Source organism: Streptosporangium sp. NPDC048047, assembly GCF_040653115.1.
Taxonomy (GTDB): Bacteria; Actinomycetota; Actinomycetes; order Streptosporangiales; family Streptosporangiaceae; genus Streptosporangium.
Genome location: NZ_JBEZNH010000004.1, coordinates 17693 through 42724 on the forward strand (window position 1 = coordinate 17693; position 25032 = coordinate 42724).

25 protein-coding genes are annotated in these 25032 nt (G+C 73.5%); 15 read left to right on the forward strand and 10 right to left on the reverse strand.

Annotation, left to right across the window (positions count from 1 at the left end):
• The first annotated feature begins 178 nt into the window (after window positions 1–178).
• On the forward strand, window positions 179–634 hold the full coding sequence (locus tag AB0D67_RS04660) for a DUF488 domain-containing protein (RefSeq protein ID WP_362929898.1): 456 nt from the start codon (window positions 179–181) through the stop codon (window positions 632–634).
• On the opposite strand, the gene AB0D67_RS04665 is transcribed toward AB0D67_RS04660, so the two are convergent.
• Complete coding sequence (locus tag AB0D67_RS04665; RefSeq protein WP_362929900.1) at window positions 612–1391, reverse strand: hypothetical protein; 780 nt, start codon at window positions 1389–1391, stop codon at window positions 612–614. The genes AB0D67_RS04660 and AB0D67_RS04665 overlap by 23 nt on opposite strands.
• 398 nt (window positions 1392–1789) lie before the next feature.
• Here AB0D67_RS04665 and AB0D67_RS04670 point away from each other — a divergent pair, with 398 nt between their 5' ends.
• The 3 genes from AB0D67_RS04670 to AB0D67_RS04680 are packed head-to-tail and all read left to right on the forward strand — an operon-like array spanning window position 1790 to window position 3431.
• Window positions 1790–2218, forward strand: a complete 429-nt coding sequence (locus tag AB0D67_RS04670) for a hypothetical protein (RefSeq protein WP_362929902.1) — start codon at window positions 1790–1792, stop codon at window positions 2216–2218.
• Window positions 2212–2445, forward strand: coding sequence for a helix-turn-helix transcriptional regulator (locus tag AB0D67_RS04675; RefSeq protein WP_362929905.1), 234 nt, complete (start codon window positions 2212–2214; stop codon window positions 2443–2445). The genes AB0D67_RS04670 and AB0D67_RS04675 overlap by 7 nt, the downstream gene beginning before the upstream one ends.
• A complete protein-coding gene (locus AB0D67_RS04680; RefSeq protein WP_362929907.1) occupies window positions 2442–3431 on the forward strand; it encodes an NAD(P)-dependent alcohol dehydrogenase in 990 nt (329 codons plus the stop codon). The genes AB0D67_RS04675 and AB0D67_RS04680 overlap by 4 nt, the downstream gene beginning before the upstream one ends.
• Before the next feature lie 106 nt (window positions 3432–3537).
• On the opposite strand, the gene AB0D67_RS04685 is transcribed toward AB0D67_RS04680, so the two are convergent.
• Genes AB0D67_RS04685 through AB0D67_RS04695 form a run of 3 tightly spaced genes read right to left on the reverse strand, consistent with a single transcriptional unit; the run spans window position 3538 to window position 5380 of the window.
• Entirely contained in the window at window positions 3538–4314 is a 777-nt protein-coding gene (locus AB0D67_RS04685) for a MauE/DoxX family redox-associated membrane protein (protein WP_362929909.1), read from the reverse strand.
• A gap of 9 nt (window positions 4315–4323) precedes the next feature.
• On the reverse strand, window positions 4324–4920 hold the full coding sequence (locus AB0D67_RS04690) for a cell wall protein (protein ID WP_362929911.1): 597 nt from the start codon (window positions 4918–4920) through the stop codon (window positions 4324–4326).
• Between the two features lie 10 nt (window positions 4921–4930).
• Window positions 4931–5380, reverse strand: coding sequence for a hypothetical protein (locus tag AB0D67_RS04695; protein WP_362929913.1), 450 nt, complete (start codon window positions 5378–5380; stop codon window positions 4931–4933).
• Window positions 5381–5677: 297 nt separating this feature from the next.
• On the opposite strand from AB0D67_RS04695, the gene AB0D67_RS04700 reads away from it, so the two are divergent.
• The 3 genes from AB0D67_RS04700 to AB0D67_RS04710 all read left to right on the forward strand — a co-directional run bounded on the left by AB0D67_RS04700 (window position 5678) and on the right by AB0D67_RS04710 (window position 9559).
• On the forward strand, window positions 5678–6853 hold the full coding sequence (locus AB0D67_RS04700; RefSeq protein WP_362929915.1) for a hypothetical protein: 1176 nt from the start codon (window positions 5678–5680) through the stop codon (window positions 6851–6853).
• Window positions 6850–8076, forward strand: a complete 1227-nt coding sequence (locus AB0D67_RS04705) for a pitrilysin family protein (protein WP_362929917.1) — start codon at window positions 6850–6852, stop codon at window positions 8074–8076. The genes AB0D67_RS04700 and AB0D67_RS04705 overlap by 4 nt, the downstream gene beginning before the upstream one ends.
• 622 nt (window positions 8077–8698) lie before the next feature.
• The gene (locus AB0D67_RS04710; protein ID WP_362929919.1) at window positions 8699–9559 is read left to right on the forward strand and encodes a nucleoside-diphosphate kinase; all 861 of its coding nucleotides are present in this window, start codon (window positions 8699–8701) and stop codon (window positions 9557–9559) included.
• A gap of 114 nt (window positions 9560–9673) precedes the next feature.
• On the opposite strand, the gene AB0D67_RS04715 is transcribed toward AB0D67_RS04710, so the two are convergent.
• Window positions 9674–10981 carry a peptidogalycan biosysnthesis protein gene (locus AB0D67_RS04715; protein ID WP_362929921.1) on the reverse strand — a complete coding sequence of 436 codons (1308 nt, stop codon included), beginning with the start codon at window positions 10979–10981 and terminating at the stop codon, window positions 9674–9676.
• Window positions 10978–11814 carry a GNAT family N-acetyltransferase gene (locus AB0D67_RS04720; protein ID WP_362929923.1) on the reverse strand — a complete coding sequence of 279 codons (837 nt, stop codon included), beginning with the start codon at window positions 11812–11814 and terminating at the stop codon, window positions 10978–10980. The genes AB0D67_RS04715 and AB0D67_RS04720 overlap by 4 nt, the downstream gene beginning before the upstream one ends.
• Window positions 11815–12100: 286 nt before the next feature.
• On the opposite strand from AB0D67_RS04720, the gene AB0D67_RS04725 reads away from it, so the two are divergent.
• The 6 genes from AB0D67_RS04725 (at window position 12101) to AB0D67_RS04750 (ending at window position 20390) form a co-directional block, all read left to right on the forward strand.
• Window positions 12101–13309 (forward strand): hypothetical protein, encoded by a 1209-nt coding sequence (locus AB0D67_RS04725; RefSeq protein ID WP_362929925.1) that lies wholly within the window; start codon window positions 12101–12103, stop codon window positions 13307–13309.
• Window positions 13310–13442: 133 nt separating this feature from the next.
• On the forward strand, window positions 13443–15371 hold the full coding sequence (locus tag AB0D67_RS04730; protein WP_362929927.1) for an aminotransferase class I/II-fold pyridoxal phosphate-dependent enzyme: 1929 nt from the start codon (window positions 13443–13445) through the stop codon (window positions 15369–15371).
• A gap of 19 nt (window positions 15372–15390) precedes the next feature.
• Window positions 15391–17421 (forward strand): DUF4910 domain-containing protein, encoded by a 2031-nt coding sequence (locus tag AB0D67_RS04735; protein WP_362929929.1) that lies wholly within the window; start codon window positions 15391–15393, stop codon window positions 17419–17421.
• Complete coding sequence (locus tag AB0D67_RS04740; RefSeq protein ID WP_362929930.1) at window positions 17402–18643, forward strand: MFS transporter; 1242 nt, start codon at window positions 17402–17404, stop codon at window positions 18641–18643. Before AB0D67_RS04735 ends, AB0D67_RS04740 begins: the two co-directional genes overlap by 20 nt.
• A 244-nt stretch (window positions 18644–18887) precedes the next feature.
• Window positions 18888–19034: a hypothetical protein gene (locus AB0D67_RS04745; RefSeq protein WP_189247281.1), complete on the forward strand. Its 147-nt coding sequence runs from the start codon at window positions 18888–18890 to the stop codon at window positions 19032–19034.
• A 45-nt stretch (window positions 19035–19079) separates the two neighbouring features.
• Entirely contained in the window at window positions 19080–20390 is a 1311-nt protein-coding gene (locus AB0D67_RS04750) for a hypothetical protein (protein WP_362929932.1), read from the forward strand.
• Window positions 20391–20563: 173 nt separating this feature from the next.
• Here AB0D67_RS04750 and AB0D67_RS04755 read toward each other — a convergent pair whose 3' ends face one another.
• The 4 genes from AB0D67_RS04755 to AB0D67_RS04770 all read right to left on the reverse strand — a co-directional run bounded on the left by AB0D67_RS04755 (window position 20564) and on the right by AB0D67_RS04770 (window position 23417).
• The gene (locus tag AB0D67_RS04755) at window positions 20564–21028 is read right to left on the reverse strand and encodes a GNAT family N-acetyltransferase (RefSeq protein WP_362929934.1); all 465 of its coding nucleotides are present in this window, start codon (window positions 21026–21028) and stop codon (window positions 20564–20566) included.
• Window positions 21029–21153: 125 nt separating this feature from the next.
• Complete coding sequence (locus tag AB0D67_RS04760) at window positions 21154–21777, reverse strand: TetR/AcrR family transcriptional regulator (protein ID WP_362929936.1); 624 nt, start codon at window positions 21775–21777, stop codon at window positions 21154–21156.
• Window positions 21778–21833: 56 nt separating this feature from the next.
• Entirely contained in the window at window positions 21834–22979 is a 1146-nt protein-coding gene (locus AB0D67_RS04765; RefSeq protein WP_362929938.1) for an FAD-dependent oxidoreductase, read from the reverse strand.
• A gap of 165 nt (window positions 22980–23144) precedes the next feature.
• A complete protein-coding gene (locus AB0D67_RS04770; protein ID WP_362929940.1) occupies window positions 23145–23417 on the reverse strand; it encodes a hypothetical protein in 273 nt (90 codons plus the stop codon).
• 39 nt (window positions 23418–23456) lie between these two features.
• Between AB0D67_RS04770 and AB0D67_RS04775 the strand changes: the two genes are divergently transcribed.
• Both AB0D67_RS04775 and AB0D67_RS04780 read left to right on the forward strand, forming a co-directional pair.
• Window positions 23457–23654 carry a hypothetical protein gene (locus AB0D67_RS04775; protein WP_362929942.1) on the forward strand — a complete coding sequence of 66 codons (198 nt, stop codon included), beginning with the start codon at window positions 23457–23459 and terminating at the stop codon, window positions 23652–23654.
• 48 nt (window positions 23655–23702) lie between these two features.
• The gene (locus AB0D67_RS04780; RefSeq protein ID WP_362929944.1) at window positions 23703–24917 is read left to right on the forward strand and encodes an MFS transporter; all 1215 of its coding nucleotides are present in this window, start codon (window positions 23703–23705) and stop codon (window positions 24915–24917) included.
• The last annotated feature ends 115 nt before the right edge of the window (window positions 24918–25032 follow it).

Below are 25032 nucleotides of genomic sequence, written 5' to 3' on the forward strand. Positions count from 1 at the left end.
ACCGGGCCGGCTCCACGTGGGCCCTCGTGGGCCCTCGTGGGCCCTGATCCTGTGGGGTGGACGATGTGTCTCCCGGGCTTCACCCTCGTCCAGGAGTCACAGGGACGAACCCGACCACAGCGGGCGCCTTCCGGGAACGGGGGTGACGGCTGTGACCCGACGTGAAAGAGTACAGATCATGGCTCCCAACGATCGGCAGACAGGAGTGACCGGCGTCGGTTACGAAGGATGCGACCTCGACGGGTTCATCCGGCGGCTGCACCGGCAGGGTGTCACGACGCTGATCGATGTACGGCTCAATCCGATCTCGCGTAAGCGCGGCTTCAGCAAGGCCGCGCTCGCCCACGCGCTGGCCGATGCCGGGATCGCTTACGAACACATGCGGGAGCTGGGCAACCCCAAATGGAATCGAGCCGGGTTCGGCGGAAGCCCGGGGGAGCTGGGAGCGGCTCGCGGTGTCTACGCTCAGGCGCTCACCGGAGACGACGCCCACCGTTGCCTGGAACGCATCACGGAGACCGCTCGCCGGCAGATGGTGGCGGTGATGTGCTTCGAAGCCGACGAGCACCGCTGCCACAGAGACCTGGTCCTGCGGGCCGTTCGCGAGAGGTTCAGCTGCACGGCCCCGGTTTAGGCCGTCGCGGGTAGACGACGCCCAGGACGATGAAGCTACGCGGATGCGCCTGCTGGTTTCCCACGTAGAAGATCGTGTCCCGGTCCGGTGCGCACATCAGATCCCAGAACCTCTCGCGGACGACCTGTTCCACGCCCGCGTCGTCACGATCGTCGAACCGGCGTTGGAGGGCGACGAACTCCCAGTCGAAGATGCCCTGACGGTGGGTGCCGCACGTGGCGGTGTGGCAGCGGTAGCGATACCACCCCTTGAACCTGGGAGCCTGGAGTGCCGTACGCGGCTCGGAGTCGAACAGGCCGAGCTGGTTCACGTAGCGGTCGATCTTCCCCTGCTCCTCGGCGGTCCAGCCCGGGTGACGCTCGATGTCGATTCCCAGGATCTCCTTCGGCCGGATCGCCGCCAGGGAGCGCGCGCCGGGCCGTCGGCGAACGGCCTGGATGAGTTCGCACATCGATTCCTCGACGTAGTCCTCCAGATAGGGCATCCGCCGGTCCCAGCCCTTGATGTGCCTTTCGACCACGAGGCTGTCGATGCGGGGCCGCCAGCTCTCCGCCCGTGGATCACTGGTGTTGGGCCGGGCCTCCAATGTGACGATGTCGTATTTCCCGAATCTGCTGTCGCCGTCCAGCTCGCGATAGTTGATCGGATACAGGCGAATCCAGCCTGGATTGTCGAGGTCAAGGTTGAGAGCGGCGACGCACACGGTCTCGCCGTAGGTCTCGGATGGGTTCGGGGCGGCCTTGACGGTGATGAGCACGCGTAGCCGCTGGTGGCGGGGGTCGAGCGGTTTACTCTGGGATGCTCCGAAATCCGGGCCGAAAAGTGAATTCTGTGCCATTCGCTGCCTTTCGCTACCGCTGATTTCAATGCCGTTTCGAATAGATTATCTTTACGTTCCTTTTGGAATCCCTGACCGATCGAAAATGTCCTCCATCGGCCATGCGTTCGCGTCGCGGTCTGCGGCGCCGATCGGGCGGTTGCCGGCTTCAGTCGAAGGCGATGCCGCCGGGGGCCTCCGGCGGAGGAGTGTCATCTCGTCGGCGTAGGTCCCCGCCGGTGGTCGGCGAGAGCTCGGTGTAAAAAATTCTGTACATGGGGTCAAAGATTGGTTACCTTTGAGATGTCAAAGATTCTGTACATCGGAAGGGGTCGATCATGACTCACGTGGAGAAGCGCGCCTGGATCAGGCTGGTCGTCGCCGTGCTCGGCTACACGGCGTACGTCGTCGCCGTCCTCAGAGGGGCGGACGGAGGGCCGTTACCGGACGTGCCGTACACCGCCGCCCTGCTGTGGACGGTCGGCGGGGCCATCGTCGTCTCGATCGTGGCCGAGATCGGGATGGCGATCGCCATCCCGCGGGCCTCGCGCGTCGTCGACGTCCGCGACCGGGAGATCGAACGGCTCGGCGAGTACACCGGCCAGGCGTTCGTGGTCATCGGCGCGCTCGCGGCGATGCTCATGTCCGTGGCCGGATGGGACCACTTCTGGATCGCGAACGCGGTCTACCTCTGCTTCGTGCTGTCGGCGGTCCTCGGCGGAATCACGAAGATCGTCGTCTATCGCAGGAGCCTTCCCGAATGGTGAAGCCGACACACGTGACCAACCGCATCCGCACGCTGCGGTTCGCCCACGACGAGATGACCCAGGCCGAGCTGGCCGAACGCATCGGTGTGACCAGGCAGACCGTCATCGCCATCGAACAGGGCCGGTACTCGCCCTCGCTGGAGATGGCCTTCCGGATCGCCCGGGTGTTCGGCACCCCGCTCGACGACGTGTTCCAGTACTCGGACCCCCCGGAAGGAACGTCATGAAAGCCATCGTCCAGGACGTGTACGGCCCGGCGGACGTGCTCCGCCTACGCGACATCGACCGCCCCGGCATCGGTGACGAGGAGGTGCTCGTCGAGGTCCGTGCCGCCGCGGTGGACCCCGGCGTGTGGGTCCTCATGACCGGCCGGCCGTACCTCGCGCGTGTCATGGGCTTCGGGCTGCGCCGGCCCAAGGTCGCGGTCCGGGGCCGTGACGTGGCCGGGGTGGTGGCGGCCGTCGGCGCCCGCGTGACCCGGTTCCGGCCGGGCCAGGAGGTGTACGGCACCTGCGAGAGCGGCTCGTACGCCGAGTACGCGAGCGCGCGGCAGGGCAGGCTCGCGCCGAAGCCGGCCGGTCTCACCTTCGAGCAGGCCGCCGCGGTGCCGGTCTCCGGCATGACGGCGTTGCAGGCCGTACGGCACTCCGCCGGCGTACGGCCGGGGCAGCGGGTGCTGGTGATCGGCGCGTCCGGAGGCGTCGGGTCGTTCGCCGTGCAGATCGCCAGGGCCTCCGGCGCGAGCGTCACCGGCGTGTGCGGGGCGGCGAACGCCGGGCTCGTCCGGTCGCTCGGGGCCGACGACGTCATCGACCACACCCGGGAGGAGATCGACCGGGACGGGCCGTGTTACGACGTCGTCGTCGACACCGCGGGAAACCGGCCGCTGTCCCTGCTGCGCCGCGCCCTGACGCCGAGGGGGACGCTGGTCATCGTCGGCGGCGGGCACGTCGCGTACCGCTTCACCGGGGGCATGGGACGCACGTTCCGGGCGCCGCTGCTGTCGGTGTTCACCGGGCAGCGGCTGCTCCCGCTCATCTCCAGGGAGCGCGCCGAGCACCTGGAGGAGCTGACCGGGCTCATCGAGTCCGGCGCCGTCATCCCGGCGATCGACAGCGTCCATCCCCTCGCCGCCGTGCCCGACGCGATCCGCCACCTCATCGCGGGGCACCCGGGCGGCAAGGTCGTCGTCACCGTGCCCGGAACGGCCTGAGGTGAAGGGCCCCGGAGCCGTCCCCCGCGTCGCTCCCTCACCCGGCACCGCCGTACCGGGTGAGGGGCGGTCGTTCGTACGGTGTCCCGGAGGGTCCGGTGGGCGGTCAGGTGAGGGCGGGGACCTCGGTGAGGGTGACGCGGACGGCCGACGGGTCGCCGCCGCCGAGCGGGGCGGCGAACACCGCCGTCCGCCGGCCGGCCCCGTAGACCACGAAGCGCAGGCCGTCCTCGTCCCAGGTGTCCTGGACGTCCGAGGTGAGCAGGGCGGACGCCGAGCAGTAGGCGGGACTGAGGTACAGCAGGCGCAGCGTGACCTCCAGCGGGACCTCCCCGGGCGGGGGCGGGGCGAGCGGCCCGCTCAGCCGTACGCGCAGCCGGCGCAGGGGGGTGAGCCAGTGGCGGTCCAGCTCCGCCGAGAGCCCCAGCAGGGCGACGGCCTCGGCCAGGCCGAGCGCCACGAGCGAGGAGTCCATCGGGTACGGTCCCGCCCCGATCGCCACGAGGCTCATGGCGAGCAGAAGCCCGGCCCGGACGAATCCGCGCCGGTCGACGGGCCGCGAGTGCGCGCCCAGGCAGCCGCACGACGAGGTGGGCGCCGCCCGGCGCGCGTAGACGAGGTAGCCGAGGAACCCCGTGGAGAGCGCGGCGGCGGCCACGCCCTCCACGGGGGACGCGGGCGGCAGCAGCAGCGCCGCCGCCACCGCGAGCTCCAGCACCCCGACGAGCCGGAGCGCGGGGACCGCCCGCGCCGGGCCGACCAGCCTGGCCAGAGCGGTCTGCCCGGCCTGTGCCCGCGTCCGCCGGTCGAGCAGTTTCAGCAGGGCGGCCCAGAGGAGGAAGAGGCCGATCACGTACGGCTGCAGCGCGGCGATCCCTTGCATCTGTCGCTCCTAGTGGGCGGAGAAGACGGTGGCGATGTCGACCTCGTTGGTGTCGGGCCGCCAGGCGCCCATGACCTGCACGTGCTGGCCCACGCGCAGCAGCGACAGGTCGCCGGAGGGCGGCGCGTCGGAGTAGATCGCCACGGACCTGCCCGGCACGCGGTGACAGAGGACCTGCTGACCTTTGTGGTCGAGGTGGATCCGCTCGGCGGTGATGTTCCTGACGTGTCCCTTGATGTTGACGATGTTGAGCCACACCGCCTCGGCCGCCAGCACGCCGTCGGGCATGCGGACCCCGCGGGCGTAGAGACCGTCGCCGGGTCTCGCCTGGTCGAAGGTGGTGGGGCCCAGCTTCCACAGGCTCGTGCCGTCCACGATCCTGATGCGGTGGAACACCATGTTCGACCCCAGGACGAGGAGGGTGTCCTCCTTGACGGAGCGGATGCGGCCCTCGGCGAAGTTCGGGTCGGGCGCGCCGGGCTCGACGTCGGGGGCGGCGGCGCCGAACGCCGCCTCCGGCCCTAGCGACCCCAGCGCGGTCGCGGCGACGACGCCGGCCCCGCCTCCGAGGAGGGCGGACTTGAGCAGTTGCCTTCTGCTGGTCATCGTCGTCCTCCTAGGGGGTCGAGATCTCGCACGGCCGCAGGCCGGTGGACAGGCTGGCGATCCGGCTGTAGGCGGCCGGGGTCAGGTCGATCAGGCGGTTGCTCGCGCAGGTCGAGCCGCAGCAGCTCCGCTCGCCGCAGAACAGGTCCGTCTGCGGGCCGCAGTCGGCGATGGAGGTGATGACGCTGCCGCCGCCGCACAGTGAGGTGATCCGGTGCTGGAAGCCGCAGGTCCTGCGGCTCAGCGACACCCCGCAGCTGTCGGGCCGGGTGATCGACCAGCAGGCGTCGGAGGTGTTGGGCCAGGCGTGCTGCAGGCTTCCGGAGTTGCAGGTGCCGCAGGCCCCTTTGCCGGTGCCGCTGCACGGCCCCCAGGCCGTGCCGCAGCAGAACCAGGAGACCTCTCCCTGCACGGCGGCGAGGAGGTCGATGGGCGGGTCGGTGGGCTGGGTGCGCGTCATGCGCGTCCTCCTGGGGGGTGGGAGGCGGGGTGGGGGGTGTGGGAGGTGAGGCGGGCGCGCCGAAGGGCCCGGGATGGGACGGGTGGCGATGGACCCGATCAGGTGGCGCGGTAGCACGAAATTTCCTGACTTTTCACATGAAAAGCATGTAACTAAATTTCGTCAATCCCTCATCTGACGGCATCCGCCGACGCTCCGCCCCCAATGGCCGATCGCCTCTTGTCGGAGGTATCCCCGTCTGTCACAGTCGGCAGAAGATCCACTACCCCGGCCGGCGTGCGTGGAAGGCGGAACGCGGTGATCGAGCTGACGTCCGGTGACCTGGAGGAAGTGCTGACCCTGGTCACGGGGCAGCAGGAGGAGACGCCCGGCGAGATCCTCCACGTCGCCCGCCGCGAGCAGCCGTCCCTGGTGGCGACGCTGCTGAGCGTCTGGGAGCGGGAGGGGCGAGACCTCGGGCCGGGGCTCTCGCACGAGCTGCGGCAGCAGCGGGCGCGGACGGACTTCTACCGCGGCCTGCAGGCGGGTCTCGGCCGGGCGTGGCCGGAGGCGGTGCCGCTCAAGGGCCTGGAGGTCGCCGACCGCTACCCGGACGCGCTGGTGCGCTACATGAACGACCTGGACTACTGGTTCCCCCGGCGGGACCGGCTCTGGGAGGCCGCGGGCACGCTGCTCGCGGACGGCTGGTCGATGCACACGGCGACCTTCATGCGGGCCGGCGGGGAGCTGCAGTTCCTGCTCAGCTTGCGCAGGCTCCCGGAGGACCCGTACGCGCTGCCGTACGGCATCGAGCTGAGCACCACGCCGCTGGTCGGCGACCGGATCGGCGTGCCGGTCCGTACGGCGCTGCCCGCCCTCTGCGCCGACCCCGTGGTCAAGAACCTGGTCGCGCTGCTCTTCGAGCGGTTCGAGCAGCCGTACCGGGCCCGCGACCTCGTCGACGCGGCCGTGCTGCTGACCGGGGCCTCGCGGCGGCTGCTGGCGTCCTGCGCGCTCGCGGTCCACGAGCTGGCGCTGTGGCCCGAGTACGCGGAGCTGGCGGCCCTGCTGGAGGAGAGCCCGTTCACCGTGCCGCGCCTGCCGGGGGACGAACGGGTCCTGGTCCGGGCCAGCCGCATGTGGCGGCGGGCGACCGCGGTGGGCGGGCTGCGGCGGCCGTTCGGCCTGGCGGTGACCGCGCTGCAGAACGGCATGGTCGGCGGCTCCGCGGGCATGCTCGGCAGACGGGCCTGGGACGCCGTGTCGCGCAGGATGAGCCCGCGCGCCGCGCTCGACGCGGGGCTGTCGCTCTTCGCCCTGCCCGTGGAGGGCGACCACCGCGCGGAGCGGGTCACGCTGGCCGAGCGCGGCGGGGCGCTGTGGGCGTACACGCCGGTGGGCGGGTTCGTCCTGGTCCACGGCGACGAGATAGACGAGGAGCTGCTGGCGGGGGAGAAGGCCGCGGGCGGCATGCGCGAGGAGGCACACGGATGACCGAGCCGATCCGCGCCGAACTGCCGGGCGGAGTGCCCGCCTGGATCCTGCACCGGCCGGGGGCGGGCGTGACGACCGTCACGCTGTGGACGCTGACCGGGTCCAGATACGAGGACGAGGACCTGTCGGGCGGCACCCACCTGCTGGAGCACGTCCTGATGCAGGCGCCGCTGCCCGGCGGGGGCCGCCCGGTGGACCTGCTGGAGGCGCTCGGCGGCGAGGCCAACGCGGTCACCAGCCGGGACCACCTCGTGCTGTACGCCCGCGTGCCCACCTCCGAGACGCTCGCCGCGCTGGACGTGCTGTCCCGCGCGCTGACCGGGCCGGTCATCACCGCCGAGGTGCTGGAGGCCGAGCGCAGGGTGGTCCAGGAGGAGCTGCGCCTGGCCGCGTCCGACCCCGCCGACGTGGTCCACGACCTGTTCTTCGACGTCGCCTTCCCCGGCGGCGCCCTGGGCCGCCCGGTCGGCGGGACGGCCGGGAGCGTCGGCCGGATGGAGCTGGAGGCGCTGCGCGCCCACCACGCCCGGTGGGTGCGCGCGGGGACGGTGGCCGCGGTGATCTGCGGGGGAGCCGATCCCGGGGCGCTGCTGCGGGCGCTGGAGAGCGGGCCGCTCGCCGCGCTGCCGCCCGCGGGGCCGCTCCCCGAGCCGGAGCGGCCGCGCTTCGGCGGCGGCGGGCGGCGGACGCTCGCGCTCAACAGCGACTCGGCGGGCGTGGTCCTCGGCGGGCGCGCGGTGCCGTACGGTGACCGGCTGCTGCCCGCCTGGCAGGTCCTCATGGACCTGGTCGCGGACGCCAGCTCGGCGCTGCTCACCGAGGAGATCAGGAACCGGCGCGGCCTGTCGTACGACATGTGGGGGTTCGCCAACGCCTACCGCGACGCGGGGGTGTGGCGGGCCTTCGTCTCCACGGCCCCCGAGAACGTCGGTGAGGTGGTGGACACGGCCGTGGCGCTGCTGGAGGAGCGGGCCGGGCTCGGCTGGACGGAGGAGGAGGCGGCGCTGGCCGCCCGCCGTACGGCCGGGCTGTTCCGGCTGGAGGCCGAGGAGTCGCTGGAGGAGGCGCTGCTGTACGGCCGGTACGGGCTGCTCGGCGGCGACCCGCACTGGACGCTCGACGGGCAGGTCGCCGCGATCCGCGCGGTGACCTCGGACGATGTGCTAGCCGCGCTGCGGGCGGCGATGGATCCCCTCGTCATCGCCATCGCCGGTATTGACTAATACGGATTTATCCCTAAAAACTCGTTTATCAAGGATCGGTCCGGCGGGGCATTTCCTGTCCTGTTCGGCGGTGATCCATGGCCGAAAAGGAGGATAGGGATGGACCGGAGAGCAAAACTCCTTCGCCGCCCCAAGACCGTCAAGCCGAAGAGGAAGTGACCGTGGACCGCGGGCGCAGGCTTCTCCGCAGGCCCAGGGCCGTCGCGCCGGGCACGTCGAAGAAGAGGTGACCATGGACCGCAGGTGCAATCTGCTCCGCCGTCCCAGGATCTCCACATCCCGGAAGAGGTGACCGATGGACCGCAGACACCATCTGCTCCGCCGCCCCAGGACGGCGAAACCCAGGAAGGGCTGACGATGGACCGCAGGCACCAGTTGCTCCGCCGTCCCAGGACGGCGAAACCCAGGAAGGGGTGACCGATGGACCGTAACCGCGTGACGGCCCGCAGGCCGCGCGTCGTGAAGAAGGCCAAGGCCTGAGTCAGGCCGGAAACCGGGATCTGATCCCACGCTGAGGCCGGCGACGGCCGGAGCCGGCCGGGAACCGCGACCGGCAGGAACGACACCCGCCGGGAACGGACACCGGCCGGGAGACCGAGGAGGCCGGAACGGTGAGTGATCGGTGACCGCGATCGAGTGGCAAAGGACCGTCCTGTTCCTCCTACCGCCCGACGCGCTCGAACGTCACCTGTGCGGCCCCGTCCTCGACATGCTGGAGGAGAACGGGTTCTCGCCGGTCCGGTACGACGTCCTGTGGCACCGGCCTCCCAACCAGGACGCCTTTCAGGAACGCAACATCACTTCCGTCTGGAAGGCCTACTTCTACCGGCAGGTCGACCTGGTGTTCGACCTCGGACCCACCCTCGCCCTGCTGGTAGAGGACAGGCGCGCGGACGCCGCGCCCGGCACGAGCCACACCCGGCTGCGCGCGCTCAAGGGCGCGAGCGACCCCGCCGAGGCCGCCCCCGGCACCATCCGCCGCGACCTGCGCGGCATCAACGTCATGCTCGACATCGTGCACAGCTCCGACAGCCCCGAGGACTCCCGGCACGAGGCGGAGGTGTTCTTCGGCCCCGGCCTCGGCAGGCCGCTCGACGGCCCGGAGGAACTGCGCGACCTGGTGGCGCTGCTGGAGGCGGGCATCCCCAGGGAGACCAGGGAGTACGACGACGTGCTCACCGGGCTGCGTGCCAAGGTGGTCGCCGCAGTCTGGAACGAGCTGACCCCCGAGGGGCGCGGGGTGGCGCCCGGCCTGACCCGGCTGACCCGCCTCGGCGCGGGGGCCGAGCTGGCCGCGCTGCTGCCGGGCGGGACCGCGCACCCGCTGGCCGAGCTGCTCTCCTGCGAGTTCCTGCCGGACCATCCGAAGACCGACCTCAAGCGGGCGGCGGCACGGATGGCGGTGTACGGCCTCACCCTCGACCGGTGGGAGAACGCGGTGCTGCAGACCTCCATGATCTTCCCCCCGCTGCGGCGGGACTGACCCGCCCTCCGCGTCCCGTACGGCCTCCTCTCCGCGTCCCGTACGGCCGGCCCGGTAACACCCGCCCCGCCCGGTCCCGCCCGGTCTCGTCCGGCCGGGTGGAACCGGGGAGGCTCAGGGGGACAGCAGGGACGTCGTGCGGGCGCTCCACGCCACGGCGGGGGCCAGCGCCGGATCCAGCGGCAGCACCCATCCGGACAGCTCCACCGCCTCGCACCCCCGCGCCGTCTTCGCCCGCCAGCTCCCCTGGCCGTAGTGCAGACGCCGTACGCCCGCCGGGTAGGCGAGCCGGGCGGGCTCGTAGAAGACCGTCGCGAAGTAGGTGTGCCGGGCCGCGGCGGAGGCGTAGTCCATGCCGGTGCTCACGCAGTACCGGACGCCCGCGTGCTCGACGAACAGGCCGTAGCCGAGCAGGACCCCGGCGCGCTCGGCGCGCAGCAGCAGCGCCCCGCCCGCGCACAGGTCCCGGAGCCGTCCGGCCGTCTTCGCCCGGTCCGGCGGGCGGCCGTTGTACTTCGCCGAGTGGCCGCACTTGAGCTCCACGACGTCCGCGCCGGGTTCCGTCACCCGTTCCGCGCGCACCTCCACCCCCGCCTCGCGGAGCAGGCGCAGCTCGCGGCGGACCTCGCCGCGCCGCTTGCGGGGCAGGGCCGCGAGGTAGTCCTCGAACCCGTCGCCGGGCAGCCGCAGCTCGCAGGAGTACGCCAGGGGGACCTCGGTGAACCCCCGGGCGGCCAGGACCCGCCCGAGCGGCGCGGTGTCCGGCGGGGGATAGAGGAACGCGACGGCGCGCAGCCCCTGATCCGCCGCCCAGTCCGTGACCGCCGCCACCAGGGTGTCCAGGGCCTCGCGGTCGCGGGCCAGCGGCCCGAGCGGGTGACACTCGTAGCCCGGCAGCATCACCACCAGGTGCGGGAACCAGTCGTCCCGAGGGGGCGCGGGCTCAGGGGGGCCCGCGGCCCGCGCCGCCCGCGCGGCGGCGCTGAGCGGCAGCTCGGCCGGGTCGCCGGCGAGGATGTACGGCAGGTCGAAGACCTCGCCCCGGCCGGGACGGTCCACGCCGGTCACGACCGTGCCGTAGAGGACGAGCACCGCCGCACCCGCCGCGTCCGCCGTACCCGGCGTGCCCGCCGCACCCGCCGCGTCCGCCGTACCCGGTGTGCCCGCCGTGCCCGGCGTGCCCGCCGCACCCGCCGCGTCCGCCGCGTCCGCCGTGCCCGGCGTGCCCGGCGTGGCCGGTGCGGCCGGTGCGGCCGGTACGGTCACACCCGCCTCGCGCAGCACGAAGGTGTACGCGGCGCCGGGCACCCGGCCGCGCATCGCCGTGAGCCACCGTTCGGTGGCGAACATCGGCCCGTCCGCCGCCAGGGCCGGCCACTCCGGCGGGCGGCCGGGCACCGCCTCGAAGGCGAAGGCGCTCATCCGGCGGGGAGCAGGCAGGCGTCGAGGGGGATCGGGGTGAGGCCGTGCCTGAGCTTGAACACGTGGTTTCCCCGGCCGCCCTCCAGGGTCGTCAGCCCCTCGCGCAGCGCCTGCCCGACCGAGAGGGGGTAGAGCAGCGGGTAGGGGCTGTAGTTGCCGCCGACCTCGTAGTCCACTCCGCAGGCCCAGGCGTGGAAGCGGCTCTCGTCGCGCAGGCAGACGGCCGCGCCGACCAGCCGCCCGCGCTCGCGGACCTCGATGACGTGCGCGGCGTCGCCGAGTTCGGTGAGGAACCCGGCGAAGACCTCCCGCGGGTAGTAGGACCCCGTACCGTGCCGGGCGGCGGTGCGCGCGCACAGCTCGCCGATCTCGGCGAGGTCCGCCTCCGCCAGGGGGAGGGACGCGCTGCGCGCCCCGGCGTCCTCGGCCCGGCGGCCGTTGCGCCGCATGTTGGCCCGCCCCCGGGGATTGGCGCTCGCGATGTAGCCGTCCACGTCGGCGAAGGGGCGCAGGTCGACGCGGAACCGGTCCTCGATGTGCCGGGCCGGGAAGCCCAGGGAGACCAGGCCGTCGCCCAGCTCCGACCCGCGCGGCACGTTGACGAAGCCGTACCAGGCCGCCCCCCGCTGGGCGGCCAGCTCCCGCATGGCCGCGGTGACCGCCTCCAGGTTCGGCTCCCCGGGCACCCAGGCGTCGTAGCAGTGCCACACGTGGCTGAGCAGACCGGTCTCGTCCCCCGACAGCGGGTAGCGGGCGCGGAGCTGGCCGAGCGGGTCGAGCCCGCGCAGCAGCGTGACCGGGAGCACCGTGACGGCACGTCCGCCGGCCCGCACGACGAAATAGAAAAACGCCTCGATCGGGATAAGGGGAAACCGCTCGTAGGCGCGCAGATAACGGGACCGGTAGAAAACCGGCGCTCCCGACCTCGATACAACCTCATCCCATTCGGCGGTGTCAACGGTCTCTATGGACGTGCTGATATCGACGGTTAAGGAAGCACTCATGGCACACCTAGCCTCGGAAACCGGCGCGGGTCGGGGGAGATGAGACGCTTGACGACAATGTCGTATATGGCGCAATACTAAGCGGATACTGCTCTCCGTAGCGAGGGAGAAAGCCGTGGTTCACGTCGTCTTCCACAACAAAGTCGGTGGGTCCGAAAATCTCGCGGCCGCCCCCGGCCAGCCGTTGACGGCGGTCCTCGCCGCGCACGGCATCCCGCTCAACGCCGTCCTGACGACCCGCGACGGGCGGATCGTCCCCGAGCAGACGACGATCGTCGGGGAGGACGACCTCATCGAGGTCCGCCAGGTGCGCCACTACGACCTCGACGTCACCCGCAGACCCGCCCGCACGGTCTACGGCACGCCCGACCCGGTCTACGTCAAGTCGGTCCTGTTCGACACCCTGGGCCGCCTGGAGCAGCGCGTCGAGCAGTTCGACGCCGAGGGGTTCGTCCGCTACGTGGAGGAGACCTTCGTCCAGAGCGTGCTGCGCGGCGAGGTGCTGCGGCAGGGCGACTCCGTGGTGATCGGGCTGTCCGGCGGCAGGGACAGCGTGGCCTTCCTCAAGCTGCTGGAACGCACCCGGGACCGCCTGCCCGCCTTCACGATGACCTCCGTGACCATCACCGGGCTGCCCGACTGGGAGGAGCCCGCCACGTTCGCCGCGGCCCGCGCCTCGGCCGAGGGGCTCGGCATCGACCAGGTCATCGTGGACGCCACCGACATCGAACGGGTCTTCAAGCTGCGCAGGCCGTTCGTCGAGGCGATGAACAGCGTGGTCGCGGGCGACGCGAACCACCTGACGATGGTCGTCGGCCACCAGGTGCTCCGCCGCATGCTGGAGGACCACGCCCAACGGATCGGCGCGGGCACCGTCGCCTTCGGGTTCAACGCCGACGACCTCGTCGCCAGCATGGTCACCTGGATGACGAGCGGCTACCGGATGGGCGGCATCCCCGTCCGGGAGATCGGCGGGATGCGCTACATCTTCCCGCTCTACCGGATCCCCAAGAAGGAGCTCACCCTCTACCTGGAGTTCGTCGCCCCGGAGCTGAACCGTCAGGGCACGCCGGGCCGGTTCACCACCGGGCCGCAGGAGAGGTCGATGGCCTACGCGATGGCCGACCACCTCTACGACCTGTGGCCGGGCATCGACTACTACCTGTTCGAGGCCTTCGCGAACATGCAGCGGTACATGTTCCCGCTGGTGGAGGACAAGTGCCGGGTGTGCGAGGGCGTGTACGTCATGCAGGAGGGCGTCCCCGGCAACCCGGCCGGCCTGTGCGACGTGTGCGACTTCTTCGCGCGCCGGGAGTTCGCGTGACGGGCCTCCTCGCACCCGGACCTCGCCGTCCGGGGGTTCGCGTGCCGGGGGTTCGCGCGGTGCGGGCTCGTGCGGTGGGGATTCGCGTGCCGGGCCGGTTCGTGTCCAGGGTCCGTCCGACGGGCCGGTCCGCGTGACGGGCTGGTACGCCGACTACTTCACCGCCGACTACTGGAGCTTCGCCCGTCACGAGTACACCGCCGAGCGTACGGCGGGCGAGGTCGCCTACCTGGCCGGGATCCTCCGGAAGCACGCCCCCGGGCGGCGGGTGCTCGACCTGGGCTGCGGAATCGGCAGGCACGCCGTCCCCCTGGCCCGGCACGGCTTCGAGGTGGTCGGCGTCGACGTCTGCGCCTGGGCGCTCGACCGGGCCGCCGAGGCGGCCGGCCGGGCGGGCGTCCGGGTCGGGCTCCTCCACGCCGACCTGCTGGCCGCTCCCGACCTCCCGGAGGCGGACGCGGCGATCTGCGTGCAGTCGTTCGGCTGGGGCTCCGACGCCGAGCAGCGCGCGTTGCTGGCCCGGGTGCGCGAGCGCCTCGCGGCCGGGGGCGTGCTGATCCTGGACCACTCCAACGTCTCGGCCATCCTGAGCCGCTACGAGCCCGCCGCGCGGTTCGAGGCCGAGGGGGAGGTCTTCGACTTCCTGCGCTCCTACGACCCGGTGAGCGGGCGCAGCCGTGGCGAACTGCGCGTCACCCGCCGCGCCGGGTCCGGCGGGTCCGTGCCCGAGTCCGAGTCCGAGTCCAGGCTCGGACCCGAGTCCGAGTCCGAGTCCGGTTCCGGTTCGGGCCCCGACTCCGGTTCGGGTTCCGGAGAGACGGTCGCCGTGCTCCGAGACGACGTGCGGCTCTACCAGCCGAGCGAGGTGACCGCCCTGCTCCGGGAGACCGGCTACGACGTCGTGCGCGCCGACGCGGACTTCACCGCCGGCTCCCCGGTACGGCCCGGCACCCGGTACGTCCAGTTCGTCGCCGTGGCGCCTGCGCGCCCCGAGCTCGCGGTGCTCGACCACGCGCGCTCGGAGCCGTCCGCCGGGCAGGTGGACCTGCGCTGGGCGCCCGACGAGGTGGAGTACGTGCGCGAGGCCGTCGACCGGGCCTGGGCGCGGGTGGCCGCGGAGCCGGGCGGGCTCGCCGAGACCGCCCGGCGCTACGCGCTGGACGATCCGTACGGAGGCGTCCGCGCGGCCCCGGTGCTCGGCCGGCACTTCGGCGCGGACCTGCCCGCCGACCGGGTCGTGACCGGGGCCGGGACGACCGGGCTGCTCAACGCGCTGAGCGCACTCGTCGCGCCGGGCACGCCGCTGTTGTGCACGCCGTACGCCCATCCCGACCTGCCCGCGTGGGCGGCGCGGCGGGGTGCGGCCCTCCACGTGTTCGATCCGGCGGACGGCGAGGCCCCGGAGCTGGTGGCGCGGCTCCGGCCCTCGATGGTGCTCGTCGAGCGGCCCGGGGTGCGCGGCGACCTGCTGCCGCCCGGCCGCGTCCTGGAGCTGGCCGAGGCGGTGAGCGAGGCCGGCGGCCTGCTGGTGGTCGACGAGGCGTGCGCGGCGTACGCGGGTCCGGAGGTGAGCGCGGTGCCGCTCACGACGCGGACCCGTGGCCTCGTCGTGCTGCGCAGTGTGTCCAAGGGGTACTGCTGCGGCGGCCTGCGCGCCGGGTTCGCCGTCGCCTCCGCCGGCGCCGCCGGCGCTCTGCGCGCGGTGGCCCCGCCGCTGGCCGTGTCACCGCTGTCGCTGGAGGTCGCGCTGCGGCTGCTGGAGCAGGGCGACGTCCTCGGCCCGCTGCGCGCGGCCGTGGCGGAGGCCAAGCCGGAGCTCGTCGCGGCCCTGCGCTACCTGGGCCGGGAGGCCGACCCCGGGCACCCGGCGCTGCCGTGGGTGACGGTCGAGGGTGACGCCCCGCCGGGCGTTCTCGGCAGGCCGCTGCGCCACCGCGCCGGGGGCCCCGCGCTGACGAGGATCAGCGTGCCGCTCTCGGCCGTCCGCAGGCGCGCGCTGCGCGAGGCGGTGGCCGCCGCGGGCGGCGGCGAGCGGACCGGCCGGACGGCGGTGGGCGGATGACGGGACCGGACGGAGACGGGTGGACGGGGACGGTGGCGGGCGGGAGGACCGGATGACGGGGCCGGGCGCGGCGGCGGACGTCGGCGGGACCACCGGGCTGGTGCACGCCCGGTTCGACGTCGGGGCGGCCGAGAGGGACGTCGCCGAGCTGTGCCGGTTCGACCGCTACCAGGCGTCCGACGGGATCATGGCGGCCGCCGCGTACGTCGCAGGACGCGCGGAGCGGGCGGGGCTCTCCGACGTGCGGCTGCTGGAGTTCCCCGCCGACGGCGGCAGGCACTGGTGGACCTTCCGCGCCCCCGCCTCGTGGACGCCCGTCCACGCCGAGCTGGCCGGTGTGACCGCCTACCCGGACCGGCCGTTCGCGCTCGCGGCGTACTCGGCGTCCACCGGTCCCGGCGGGGTCGAGGCACCCGTCGTCCGGCTCGGCGCGGGACCGGACGACCCGGAACGGCTGCGCGGCGCGATCGTCGTCCACGACGACCCGGACCTGCCGCTGCCCGCGGCCCTGGACCTCGCCGTCCGGTACGGCGCGCTCGGCCTGGCGACCGACCGCGTCTCCGGCCCCGGCCGGACCGGGCGGATCGAGCTGCGCGCGGGCGGTCCGCTCCTCGCCTTCAGCCTCACCTCCGGACAGCTCGCGGACCTGGCGCGGCGTGACCGCGTGCGCGTCACGGTGCGGGCCCACGGCGCGGCGCCCATGCCCGTGGTCACAGCGCTGCTGCCCGGGGAGCCCCGGGGGTCCGGAGACCCCGCGGCGGAGGAGGTGCTGCTGTCGGCGCACCTGTGCCACCCCCGGCCCAGCGCCAACGACAACGCCTCGGGGGTCGCCGCCCTCCTCGGTGCGGCGGCCGTCCTGGCGGGCCTCCGGCGCGGACGCCGGTCCGTCCGCTTCGTGTGGGGCCCGGAGTTCACCGGCATGGCCGCCTACCTGCACGATGTCGCGCCCGCTCCGCCGGTGGCGGCGGTGAACGTGGACATGGCGGGCCAGGACCAGCGGCTGTGCGGCGGCCCGCTCATCGTCGAGCGCAGTCCCGATCACCTGCCGGGCTTCGTCAACGCGCTGGCCGAGCACGTCGTCGGCGAGATACCGCAGGCCGGACGCTCCTACTCGGGCGCGGTGGCCTGCGACACCTGGGCCTGGCGGGCGACGCCGTTCGTCGGCGCCTCCGACCACAGCCTGCTGGTGGACCGGTCGGTCGGCTGCCCCACCGTCACGCTCGGCCACTGGCCGGACCGGTTCAACCACAGCTCCGCCGACACCTTCGACAAGGTGGACTTCCAGGAGCTGCGGCGCACCGCGACGATCGCCGGAGCCTGTGCCGCGGTGCTGGCCGACGCGGGCGAGGAGACCCGGGGTGAGCTGGAGCGGATCGCGACCCGCTGGGCCGCGGCGCGGCTGCTGGAGTGCCTGCCCTCGCCCGGCGCGCCCCCGGCGGACCGGACGGCCGCCCGGACGACCGGCCGTGCGGCGGACCGAACGGCGAACCCTGCGACGGACCGGACGGTGGAGGGGGCGGCGGGACGGACGGCGGACCGGATGGTGGACGGGGCGTGCGGGCTGCTGAGGCACCGTACGGCGGTGGCGCTCGGCGTGCTCGACGGGGTGGACCGGCTGTGCGGCCGGCCGGGCGACCCGGAACGGCACCGGTGGGTCGAGGGTCTGTCGGCGCACGTGGCCGGACTGCTCCCTGGCACCCGTCCGGAGCCCGCACCCGCGGAGCCCGCGGGGCCGCCGCTGCGCCGTACCTGGGAGGGGCCCTTCAACCTGCGCGGGCTGGCCGAGGCCGCGAGTCCCGCCGGGCGGAGCTGGATCGACGGGCGGCTGGCCGCGGACCGCTCCGGCGCGTACGCGCTGATGCTGGCGCTGGCGCACGGCATCGACGGCGCGCGGGACCGCGGGGAGCTGGCCCGGTACGCCGGGTACGCCGCCGGACTGCCCGTCGGGACGGACTTCGCCGACGGGTTCCTGTCCGTCCTCGTCGAGGCGGGCTGGGCAGAGGAGACGACCAACGCCGAAAGGGGCGCCGATGCGCAGGCTCCTGCGTGACCGACAGTTCGTCCTGCTCTTCTTCGGCCAGGCGGTCAACATGTTCGGCGACCGCGCCCTGCTGATCGTCCTCGCCATCTTCGTGAAGGACCTGACCGGGTCGGACTCGATGGCCGGCGTCGTCCTGGTGCTGCTGTCGCTGCCGTCCTTCGTCGCCCCGCTCACCGGGCTGCTGGTGGACCGGTTCCCCCGGCGCGCGACGATGATCGTCAACGACCTGGTCGCGGCCGTGCTGGTGCTGTCGCTGCTGCTGGTGCGGCACCCGGGCGACCTGTGGATCGTCTTCGTCGTCACCTTCGGCTACGGCGTCTCCAACCAGGTGTTCAACGCGGCCAGGGGCGGGCTGGTCCACTCGATGCTCCCGTCCGAACTGCTCGGTGACGCCAACGGCCTGTTCGGCTCCTTCAGCCAGGGGCTGCGGATCGTCGGGCCGCTGCTGGGCGCCGCGCTCTTCACCGCGATGGGCCTGAGCGCGGTGGCGGTGCTGGACGCGGGCACCTTCCTGGTGTCGGTGCTGGTGCTCCTGGCGCTGCGGCGCGCACCCGACCTGACGCGATCCGGCGAGCGCGGGCGTGAGGGCGGACGTGAGCCGGGCCGCCTGACGCGTGATCTCACCGCCGGCATCCGGCACATCCTGCGCGACGCGGAGCTGCGCTCGGGCGTCGTCGCGCTCGGCCTGGCGCTGGGCGCGGCGGGGCTCATCAACTCCGCCATGTTCGCCGCGGTGGACCAGGGCCTGAACCGGCCGCCCGCGTTCATCGGGGTGATCGCCGCGTTCGAGGGCGGCGGGGCCATCGTCGGCGGCCTGATCACCGGGACCCTCATCCGGAGGTACGGCGAGCAGCGCACGGCGGCCGTCGGCTTCGCCTCCAGCGCGTTCGGCCTGCTGCTGGTGATCCCGACGAGCGTGGTGAGCGTGTGCGTGAGCGGCGTCTTCGTCGGGCTGTCCATCCCGATGTTCATGGTCGCGACCACCACGCTCGTGCAGCGCCGCACCGGGGCCGGGCTGCAGGGCCGGGCGCTGACCGCGATGGACGCGCTGATCGACCTGCCGTTCGTGGCGTCGATGGCGGTGGGGGCGTTCGCCATCCGGTTCGTGGAGTTCCGGTTCGTCTACGCCTTCAGCGCGGTGGCGTTCGCGGCGGTGGCGGCGTACGTGCTGCTGTCGCGCCGCGGGTCCCCGGTGGCCGCGGGTGAGCCGGAGCGGGCCGAGGCCGGGTGAGCCGGAGCGGGCCGAGGCCGGGTGAGCCGGAGCGGGCCGGAGCGGGCTGGAGTGGGCCGAGGCCGGTTGAGCGGCTGTCTGGGACGCCGGGCGGGAGGTCCGCCGAGACGGCGCGCGAGCGCGGGCGCATTCGTCAATGATCGGCGGACTGTTTGATTTCCCCGTTGACAGGTAAGTCGTCCCATTTTACGTTCATTCACATAATCTCAGGGGAAATCGTCAAATCCCCATCAGGAGGTCCAGCGTGATGCCCGAGATCCTGCAGCAAACGACGACCGAAACCCCGGTTATGCTCACGCCTGAACTCGTGGAGACAATGCTCTCCGAGCGCCAGGCCGTACAGGTCATGAAATTCCGCACGACCTGCACGGACTGCGTGCCGAATTACTGATGATCGGAAGACCCGGGACGCCCGCCGCGAGAAACCCGTCCGGCCTTGCCGGATGACGCGGACCTGACGGGCGGACACGCCGGCGTCCCGGGGGTCGGTGTCACACCCCACCCCCGGGAGTCGTTGCGCGCGGTGCCGGACCGGATCCTGGCGGCGCTGGAACGGGCCGAGCGCGGGGTCGTCGTCCTGGCGGTGGACGGCCTGGCCTGGCGGGCGGCCCGCGCGGCCTGGCCCGCGGCCGGTCTCACCCGCCTCACCTCGACGTTCCCCAGCACCTCGGCGACCGCCTGGATGACCTCGGTCACCGGCCTCCCGGCCTCCGGGCACCTGGCGATCGGGGCCGCCTGCCGCTCACCCGCCGACGGCTCCCTCATGAACGTGATCACCGGTGAGACGCTCGCGCGAGCCGTACCGGATCGGCCGGGCGGCGCTCCGCCCGGCGGCGGCCTCTCCGGCGGTCTCCCACGCGATGCCCGCCGGGACGGCGACCCCCAGGGCGGCCCCCAGGGTGGTCCGCCGGGCGACGACCCCCGTGACGGCCCGCCCGGCGGTGATCTCATCGCGGCGCGGACGACCGTGTTCGAGCGCGCGGCCGCGATTCCCGGAACCGTCGCCGTCGCCGCCGGGCGCGAGATCGACACGCTCGGGAGCCCCTGGTCCGCCGCGCTGCTGCGGGGAGCGGCCCGGTTCCCGGCGTTCCGGAACGCCGGCGAGGTCCCGGCGGCGCGGCGGAGCGAACTCGCCGCCCAGGCGCTCGACCCGGAGAGCCTGGTGGCGGCCGTGGCCCGCGACGTCGAGGCCGCGTTCGCCGCGCACGCCGCGGACGGCCGGCGGCTGCTGCTGTGGATCTACGTCAACCTGGACGACCACGTCCACCGGCACGGTTACGACCCCCGCGCCATGCGCGCCGTCGCCGGACTGGAGCGCCACGCGCTGGCCTGGGCCGCGAGGGGGTGGCACGTGATCGCGCACTCCGACCACGGCCAGGTGCCCGTCGTCCCCGACCCGGCCCTGGAGACCGCGTGGGCCGGGGTGGACGTCCCGGAGCTGTGTGCGCTGCCGGGCGGGGGCGCGGGACGGGTGCGCTGGCTCCACCCGCGTCCGGGACGGGCGGACGAGGCGGTGGAACGGCTCGCCGCCGCTCTCGGCGGGCACGCGCTCGTGGTGCCCGCCGACGAGCTGCCCGGCATGGGCCTGCTGGAGCTGACCCCGGCCGTCCGGGAGCGGATCGGGGAGGTGGTGGCCGTCGCGACCTCGCCCCGCTTCCCCCTCCCGGTGCGCGGCCCGCGTTTCGAGCACGGGGCGCTGACCGAGGACGAGATGCTCGTGCCGCTGGCCGTCTGGTCAGCGGGCTGAGCCGTACTCCTCGTCCAGCAGACCGAGGGTCCCGCGCAGCCGGCGGATCTCCGTACGGCCGGCCGCGGCGGGCCCGGGACCCGGGCGGTCAGGCGCCGGAGCCGTCCGGCACCGGGACGCCGGCGCGATCCGGAGCGGCGTGATCCGGGACGACGCCAGGGCGGTGGACGAGGTCAGGCGTCCCGGGCGGCGGGCCGCCAGCGGTAGCGGGCGTCGGGGAGGTTCTCCTCGTTGCCCCCGCCGTCGCCCAGCTCCACCAGCGTGAAGCCGTGCCGCTCGTAGAAGCGGCGGGCACCGGCGTTCTCCTGGAACACGTGCAGGTCGAGCCCGTCCGGCCGCCGCTCCTTGGCCAGCGCGAGCAGCGCGGCGCCGAAGCCCCGGCCCTGGGCCTCCGGCGCGACGTACAGGTGCTCCAGCCACCCGTCGCCGAGCGCCGCGAAGGCCGCGACCTCGCCGTCCGGCCCGGTCACCCAGACCTCGTCGTCCAGGAGCACGACGTGGGCGATCCAGCGCCGGGTCTCCTCGTCGGTGTGCAGGTCCGGCAGGTAGGTCATCTCCGCGCGGGCGGCCAGGAAGACCTCGGCGATCCGCCCGGCGTCCCCGGGCAGGGCCCGGCGCGGGCTCTCGGTCTGTCGCATCCGCCCACGGTGGCACATCCACGCGGCGGCGGGCCATCGGATACCGCCGCCGGCTCGTCCTGACGCCGGAGGGGTCCGGGGCGGGGCCACGGGATCCCGGGCCGCGGACGCGGGCGGTCGTGCCGTCACGTGGGGCGGGGTGGCGGCGATCTCTCGGTCAGACCCGTGGCGACGATGTCGATGAGCAGGTCGAGGATCTTCGGGTACAGGTCGGGGCGGGCCAGCCGGTCCCTGTGCATGGGCATCAGGAGGACGGCCTGCAGGACACCGGTGATCACGGCGGGGTCCGCGTCGACGAAGTCCTCGCCGCGCCGGGTGAGGAAGGCGGCCAGCGCGGTGACCGGGTTCTCCGGCGCGGACGCCACCCGGGCGGGGTCCAGCTTCCGGGTCACGGCCTCCATCTCCTCGGGATGGGTCATCAGCCTGCCGTACAGCGGGTCGGTGGTCAGTTCCTCGATGGTGGCGTACAGGAAGCGGCGCAGCCCCGCGCGGGTGTCTGGCCCGCCCAGCAGTGCCTGGTCGATGACGCGGTGCTTGATCTCGGCCATCTGGGCGAGCATCAGCTCCAGATAGAGCGTTTCCTTGGAGTCGAAGAAGACGTAGAAGGTGCTCTTGGCGATGCCGGTGCCGGTGACCAGCTCCTCCAGGGAGGTCTTGCGCAGGCCCTGGGTGGTGAACAGGCGCCGGCCGTTGGCCACGAGAAGCCCGGTGATGCGGGCTCGCTCCTCGGCGGAGAAAGCAGGGGGCATGAGCGGGTCCCTTCCACATGAACATGCTGATCATATGTTTTCAGAAGGGCAGGGCCTCATTCCCGCAGCTGAAACCCGCGTTCGACCAGCCGCCGGACCGGCCTCCACGAGGACAGCCGCAGCGGGAGCTGGGTGAGCTCCAGCGCGACCGGGTTGCGCGGGGCGTACACGCCCCTGACCCGGCGGCCGAGCCGCTGCTTCCTCTCCGCCTCCGGCCGCAGCCGCGCCTCCCATTCCGCGAGCGCGGCCGGAACGTCGCCGGGGTGGCGTTCCAGGGCGGCGCCGAGCAGGTCGGCGCCGCCGACGGCGAGGGAGGAGCCGTAGCCGGCGAACAGCGTGACGCACCAGGCGGCGTCGCCGAGCAGTGCGACCCGGCCGCGGCTCCATCGGTCCACCACCATCTGGCTGATGGTGTCGAAGTAGACCGAGCCGGCGGTCCTGAGGCCCTCCAGCGCCTGCGGGACCAGCCAGCCCATGTCGCCGTAGACCTCGTGCAGTTCCTCCGGCGAGCTCTGCGGGCGGCCGAGGTCGCTGCGGTAACCGAAGAAGGCGGCCGTACGGCCGTCGCCGACGCTCATCATCGCGAAGGTGCGTCCGCCCGCGCTGATGGTTCCCGTGACGCCGTCCGGCAGGCCGGCGGGCCGTTCACCGAGCATGTAGACCGCGACCCGGTGTCCCATGTCGAGGCGGTAGTCCTCCTCGGGGCCGAAGACGAGGGCGCGCGTCGCGGAGTGCAGCCCGTCGGCGCCGATGAGCAGGTCGGCGTGCTCGACGGTGCCGTCGCTGAGGGCGACGCGCACGGTCTCGTCGTCCCGGTCGACCGCGGTGATCGTGGTGCCGAAGCGGATCTCGGCCGAGTTCCCGACCGCCTCGTACAGCACCGCCTCGATGTCGCCGCGCAGGATGTTGAAGGATCGGGCGCCCATGGCGGCGGCGATGACCGGGCCGCCGAGCGTGAAGCGGGGCTCTCCGTCCGGCTTGCGGTAGACCAGTTCCCGGGTGACGAAGGCCCGCCGCCGCAGGGCGGGAAGGATCCCCATCCGCTCGGCGCCGTCGTGGCCGATTCCGCCGAAAGCGACGCCGTAGCCGCCGCTGCGGCGCTCCGGCGCCCGCTCGGCCACAAGGATGTCCCAGCCGGCCTGCTCCAGTCGCAGCGCGGCGGCCAGCCCGGCGATCCCCGCTCCGATGATGATGGCTCGCATGTCGCCACCTCCTCTATGTGTCTATAAAAACAGATTGAAAATATGTTTTCAACCGGTGGCGCCTGAACGGACAGACGGCCAGGGGGTCCGCCGGGATCGGGCGGATGGGGCCTCCGGTCGGGCGCGATCACCGCCCGGCCGATGACGCGCCGCGCCATCGGCCGGTCAGGAGTACCAGTCGCCGGCGATCTCGTCGATCGTCCTGCGGCCCCGAGGGACGGACGCGCCGACGGTGAGGACCTGCGTGATGCCCTGCGGGTGGTTGAGCAGGCTGAAGAGGTAGAACGAGCCGCCGTTCCGGGTGACGAAGCCGCCCGTCCCGGAGGGGGAGGCCGCGGGGGAGCCGGCCGTCCGCGAGGAGGAGGGGGCCACGAGGCCGCAGCCGGCCAGGCTCACCGCCAGGACGGCGACGGGCAGCGCCTCACGCGCCTTGCGCACGGTGTGGTTCCTTCCGTTTCGTCGCTTTTCGTCACGGCGATGGCGATCTACGACCGTACCGGACCCTCCCGCGAGGCATGGCCGCGGGTACGGCGGGCCCTCGCCGCCGGTGCGGTCGGCCCGTTCCGCCGCAGGTACGGCGGGCCCGTGCGTTCGCCGGTACGGCGGGCCCGCGTCTTCGCGGGCGCGGCCGGGCCGGGTGTTCGGGGGGTCGGCCGTTCCCGCCGTGACCGGTGAGACGGACGGCACCTCCCGGACACCCGCGGATGAGGCCAGAATGCTCGGATGGGATATCTCAGTCTGCTTCGCCTCCAATACGTCGTCCGGCTGCTGCTGGGCAGTCTGGTCGGCCGCCTGCCCAGCGCGATGGCGGCCGTGGCCATCCCCCTGGCGCTGCGGGAGAACGGCGCCGGTTACGCCTTCGTCGGGGCCGCGGCCGGGGCCTTCGCCGTCGCGGCGGCCGTGGGCGGGCCCGTCCTGGGGAGGATGGTGGACCGGGCGGGCCAGGTGCGGGTGCTCCTCCCGGCGGCGCTCGCGGCGGCCGCCGGGTTCGCGGCCATCGCCGTCGCACCCGGGAACCCGTACGCGGTGCTGGCCGGGGCGGTCCTCGCGGGCGTGGCGACGCCGCCGCTCGAACCGTGCCTGCGGGTGCTGTGGCCGAACCTCGTCGGCCCGGAGCTGCTGGGCCCGGCCTACGCCCTCGACGCCGCCGCCCAGGAGCTGATCTTCATCGCCGGACCGCTGGTGGTGGCCGGCGCCGTGGCGCTGGCCTCGCCGGTCGCCGCGCTGTGGGCCGGGGCGGCCCTGGGCGTCGCCGGGGTGCTGATGGTCGTGACCGCTCCGCCCTCCCGCGGCTGGCGGGCCCCGTTCCGCTCGACCGACTGGCTCGGGCCGCTGCGCAGCCGCGCCCTGGTCCTCCTGCTGGCCGGGCTCACCGGCGCTGGCGTCTCCCTCGGCACGCTCAACGTCCTGGTGGTCTCCTACGCCGAGGAGCACCGCGTCTTCGGCGGCGCCCCGGCACTCCTGGCGCTGAACGCCCTCGGCGCCATGATCGGAGCCCTGCTGTACGGCGCGGCGCGCCCCGCGGTGATCCCCGCCCGGCGGGTGCCGCCGCTGGCCGCGGGGCTGGCCGGCGGCTACGCCCTGCTCTGCCTGCTGCCCGCCCCGCCCCTCATGGCCTGCCTGATGATCGTCACCGGGTTGTTCCTGGCGCCCCTGCTGACGGTCACGTTCACCCTGATCGGGGACCTCGCTCCGCGCGGGACGGTGACCGAGGCGTTCGCCTGGCTGGTCACCCTGATCACCAGCGGGACGGCGCTGGGGTCGGCGGTCGCCGGGTTCGTCCTGGAGCACGCGAGCGCCAACTGGGCCGCCGCGTGCGGCGCGGCGGGCACCGCCGCCGGAGCCCTCCTCCTGTTCGCCGGACGGCACCGGCTGGCGGCGGGCCGGGACGCCGCCGCGGCTCAGGACGCGCCGCCGGTGGTCCCCACCGAGACCTGACCGTCCGGAACCGGCCGCCGGACCGGCAGGCGGGCTCCGTGCCCGGTCCGTCCGTACGAGGACGCCGTCGTCACCGGTCCGGACCCCGGGCGGCGGGGCGTCCCGCCGCCCGTCG

Coding starts and splice junctions, on each gene's coding strand:
- AB0D67_RS04660 (WP_362929898.1), top strand. CDS start 179: ATGGCTCCCAACGATCGGCAGACAGGAGTGACCGGCGTCGGTTACGAA.
- AB0D67_RS04670 (WP_362929902.1), top strand. CDS start 1,790: ATGACTCACGTGGAGAAGCGCGCCTGGATCAGGCTGGTCGTCGCCGTG.
- AB0D67_RS04675 (WP_362929905.1), top strand. CDS start 2,212: ATGGTGAAGCCGACACACGTGACCAACCGCATCCGCACGCTGCGGTTC.
- AB0D67_RS04680 (WP_362929907.1), top strand. CDS start 2,442: ATGAAAGCCATCGTCCAGGACGTGTACGGCCCGGCGGACGTGCTCCGC.
- AB0D67_RS04685 (WP_362929909.1), bottom strand. CDS start 4,314: ATGCAAGGGATCGCCGCGCTGCAGCCGTACGTGATCGGCCTCTTCCTC.
- AB0D67_RS04690 (WP_362929911.1), bottom strand. CDS start 4,920: ATGACCAGCAGAAGGCAACTGCTCAAGTCCGCCCTCCTCGGAGGCGGG.
- AB0D67_RS04695 (WP_362929913.1), bottom strand. CDS start 5,380: ATGACGCGCACCCAGCCCACCGACCCGCCCATCGACCTCCTCGCCGCC.
- AB0D67_RS04705 (WP_362929917.1), top strand. CDS start 6,850: ATGACCGAGCCGATCCGCGCCGAACTGCCGGGCGGAGTGCCCGCCTGG.
- AB0D67_RS04715 (WP_362929921.1), bottom strand. CDS start 10,981: ATGAGCGCCTTCGCCTTCGAGGCGGTGCCCGGCCGCCCGCCGGAGTGG.
- AB0D67_RS04740 (WP_362929930.1), top strand. CDS start 17,402: ATGCGCAGGCTCCTGCGTGACCGACAGTTCGTCCTGCTCTTCTTCGGC.
- AB0D67_RS04755 (WP_362929934.1), bottom strand. CDS start 21,028: ATGCGACAGACCGAGAGCCCGCGCCGGGCCCTGCCCGGGGACGCCGGG.
- AB0D67_RS04760 (WP_362929936.1), bottom strand. CDS start 21,777: ATGCCCCCTGCTTTCTCCGCCGAGGAGCGAGCCCGCATCACCGGGCTT.
- AB0D67_RS04765 (WP_362929938.1), bottom strand. CDS start 22,979: ATGCGAGCCATCATCATCGGAGCGGGGATCGCCGGGCTGGCCGCCGCG.
- AB0D67_RS04775 (WP_362929942.1), top strand. CDS start 23,457: ATGGCGATCTACGACCGTACCGGACCCTCCCGCGAGGCATGGCCGCGG.
- AB0D67_RS04780 (WP_362929944.1), top strand. CDS start 23,703: ATGGGATATCTCAGTCTGCTTCGCCTCCAATACGTCGTCCGGCTGCTG.